The sequence below is a fragment of the Halorubrum tibetense genome (assembly GCF_042661865.1).
Classification (GTDB): domain Archaea; phylum Halobacteriota; class Halobacteria; order Halobacteriales; family Haloferacaceae; genus Halorubrum; species Halorubrum tibetense.
Window position 1 is genome coordinate 1 of the sequence record NZ_JBHSWW010000266.1, and the last position, 3,292, is coordinate 3,292.

Sequence of the window (3,292 nt, forward strand, 5' to 3'; positions counted from 1 at the left end):
GCGACGGTCGCACCCGGCAGGTACCGTTCCCCGAGCGCCTCTCGCCACGCCCGCGGCACCTCCTCGGCCGCGATCGTCACCTCGATCCCACCGGACTCCACGCGCTCCGCTGCCCGCACCAGCGAGACGTGTTCCAGCGGGCTCGCACGGATGCGGTCGGCGTGGGTCCGTACCACTGCCTCGGCGATCGACCGGAAGCGGTCGTCGGTCCGGAACCCGTCGAGGACCGCCAGCGTGTCGGCCGCGACGCCGAGACTCGATGGCGTCGATCGGTCCGCGAACTCCTGTGGACGAGCGAACAGCGTTGCGTCGCCGCTGCTGCCGGGGGAGCCGACCACGTCACCGCCAGAACCCACGTCCCGCGTGAAGTAGATCGTGCCGTCGTCGGCGTCGTAGAACTCCTCGACGATCCCGTCGGCCAGCGCCACGGCGAACGCGAGGGCGTCGAGATCGCCGGTCGCACCGTATGTGTCGAGCGCGCCGCGTGCGAGGAACGCGTAGTCGTCGAGATACCCGGGACCGGCCACGTCACCGTCGATCCACCGCCTGTCGAGCCGGTCGGATTCGGCGTCGTACAGCCGGTCGCGACAGAACTCGAGTGCGTCGACCGCCAGATCCGTGTACGCGTCGCCGAGCACCGTCCCGGCGGCGGCGAACGCGGAGATCGCTCGTCCGTTCCAGGACGCCAAGACCTTCTCGTCGCGGGCGGGACGGGGGCGCTCCTCGCGTGCCTCGAAGAGGGCGTCCCGCGCCTCCGCGAGGAGCTCCTCGATCGCCTCGGGCGAGCGGTCGTGTTCCGCCGCGAGAGAGTCGACCGAGGTGGCGAGCGTCGGGACCGTCGTGCCGCGCTCGAAGTTCCCGCCGGACCGGATCCCGTACCGGGCCTTCACGAGGTCCGCGACCGGTTCGTCCAGAACCGCGTCGACCTCCGCGGGCGTCCACGCGTAGAACGCGCCCTCCAGCGGCTCGTCCGCACTAGATCCCTCTCGGCCGTCGGGGGCTCGGCTCCGGGCGTCGAGCGTGCTGAAGAACCCGCCGTCGGGGTGTCGCAGCTCCCGTTCGAGGAACGTCAACGACTCGGCGGCGACCCGGGCGTACCGGAGGTCGCCCGTGAGGCGGTGTCCGTCGAGGTACACCATGGGGAGCTCGGCGTTGTCGTACAGCATCTTCTCGAAGTGCGGGATCGTCCACGATCGGTCGACGGCGTACCGGTGGAACCCGCCGCCGATCTGGTCGTACATCCCGCCGGAGGCCATCCCGTCGAGGGTGCGCGTGGCCGCTTCGAGGAGGTCGCCGCGACCGGTCCGCCCCGCCGCTCGCAACAGGATGTCGACCCGCCCCGGCATCGGGAACTTCGGCCCGCTGGTTCCGAACCCGCCGTGTTCCGTGTCCGTGCTCCGCATCGCGGCCGCCGCCGCCTCGTCGAGGAGCCCCGCCCCCGGCGGCTCCCCGGGGGAATCGGGGACGGACTCCAGCTCGTCGCGCGCGCTCGTCGTCCATTGCTCGGCACGACGCTCCATCTCCGCGCGCTGTTCCGGGTCGGTCCAAGAGTCCGCGATCCGTCGACAGAGCCCGGGGAACGACGGGCGGTTCCCGCGCGACTCGGGTGGGAAGTACGTCCCGACGTAGAACGGTTCCCCCTCCGGCGTGCACCATGCCGAGAGCGGCCACCCGCCGCCACCCGTCACCAGCTGTGAGACGGTCATGAACGTGCTATCGACATCCGGACGCTCCTCGCGATCGACCTTGACCGGGACGAACGACTCGTTGAGCAGCGCCGCCGTCTCCTCGTCGGCGAAGCTCTCCTCTTCCATCACGTGACACCAGTGGCACGACGAGTAGCCGATGGAGACGAACACGGGGACGTCGTATTCGCGCGCCAGATCGAACGCCTCCTCGCCCCACGGCTGCCAGTTGACCGGGTTGTCGGCGTGCTGTCGGAGGTACGGGCTGGACTCCTCGTCGAGCCGGTTCCGCTCCGTGGGCTGTGACATGGACGCCGTTAGCCCCCCGACCCGAAAAACCCCGGTACACAGACCGCTCGATCGACGGTCGATCCATAAACAGGGATCGAATACCCGATCGAGAGGGTAAGGTTTACACTTGTATGCGGGAATCCGTCGCGCATGACGGAAACCGTACTCCTAGTTGGCGGCGGCGGCCGCGAACACGCTATCGCCCGCGCGCTCGCCGACGACTGCGCGCTGTACGCCTGTGCAAGCAATCGGAACCCCGGGATCCGCCGGCTCGCCGACGGGTTCGAGACGGTCTCGGAGACGGACCCCGAGGGGATCGTCGCGTTCGCGACTGCCGTCGACGCGGACCTCGCGGTCATCGGTCCCGAGTCGGCGCTCGAAGCGGGGGTCGCGGACGCACTCGACGAGGCGGGCGTGTACGCGTTCGGCCCGCGAGAGGCGGAAGCGCGCTTGGAGACGGACAAGGCGTATCAGCGCCGGTTCATGACCGACGCCGACGTCCCCGGCTGCCCCGACTTCGAGGTGTTCGACGACATGGCGGCCGCCTGCGCGTACATCGACGAGTACGATGGCGACCTCGCGGTCAAGCCTGCCGGCCTCACTGGCGGGAAGGGCGTGAAGGTGATCGGCGATCAGGTCACGGCCGAGGAGGCGAAAGCCTACCTCCAGGAGGCGGATTACGATCGTGTCGTCCTCGAGGAGCGACTCGTCGGCGAGGAGTTCACGATACAAGCGTTCGTCGCCGACGGGGAGTTCCGGGCGACCCCCGCGGTCCAGGACCACAAACGCGCCTACGAGGGCGACGAGGGACCGAACACCGGTGGCATGGGATCGTACTCCGACACGGGGCCGTCGCTCCCGTTCATGGAACCGGGTGACTACGAGGCTGCGCTCGGCGTGCTCGACGCCGTCGTCGACGCCCTGCCCGCGTACAAGGGCGTCCTCTACGGGCAGTTCATGCTCACCGCCGAGGGGCCGAAGGTCGTCGAGTTCAACGCCCGCTTCGGCGACCCGGAGGCGATGAACACGCTCCCAGTCCTCGAAACGCCGTTCATCGACGTGCTGGTCGCCGCCCGTGACGGCGACCCGCTCCCGGAGCTCACGTTCTCTGGCGAGGCAACCGTCTGTAAATACGCCGTTCCGGTGGGGTACCCCACTGACCCCGACTCGGGAGCGCGGATCGCCGTCGACGAGGAGCGCGCGGGCGACGCGCTGCTCTACTACGCGAGCGTCGACGAGCGGGAGGACGGCCTCTACACGACGACGTCCCGGTCGTTCGCGGTCGTCGGCCGCGGCGACTCGATCGCCGCCGCGGA

2 protein-coding genes are annotated in these 3,292 nt (G+C 69.7%); one reads left to right on the top strand and one right to left on the bottom strand.

What is annotated here, in order from left to right; translation table 11 throughout:
• On the bottom strand, positions 1 to 1,994 hold a 1,994-nt coding region (locus tag ACFQEU_RS13360), incomplete at its 3' end, for a thioredoxin domain-containing protein (protein ID WP_379782933.1).
• 132 nt (positions 1,995 to 2,126) lie between these two features.
• Between ACFQEU_RS13360 and purD the strand changes: the two genes are divergently transcribed.
• The coding region (gene purD / locus ACFQEU_RS13365) for a phosphoribosylamine--glycine ligase (RefSeq protein WP_379782935.1) at positions 2,127 to 3,292 on the top strand (1,166 nt) is incomplete at its 3' end.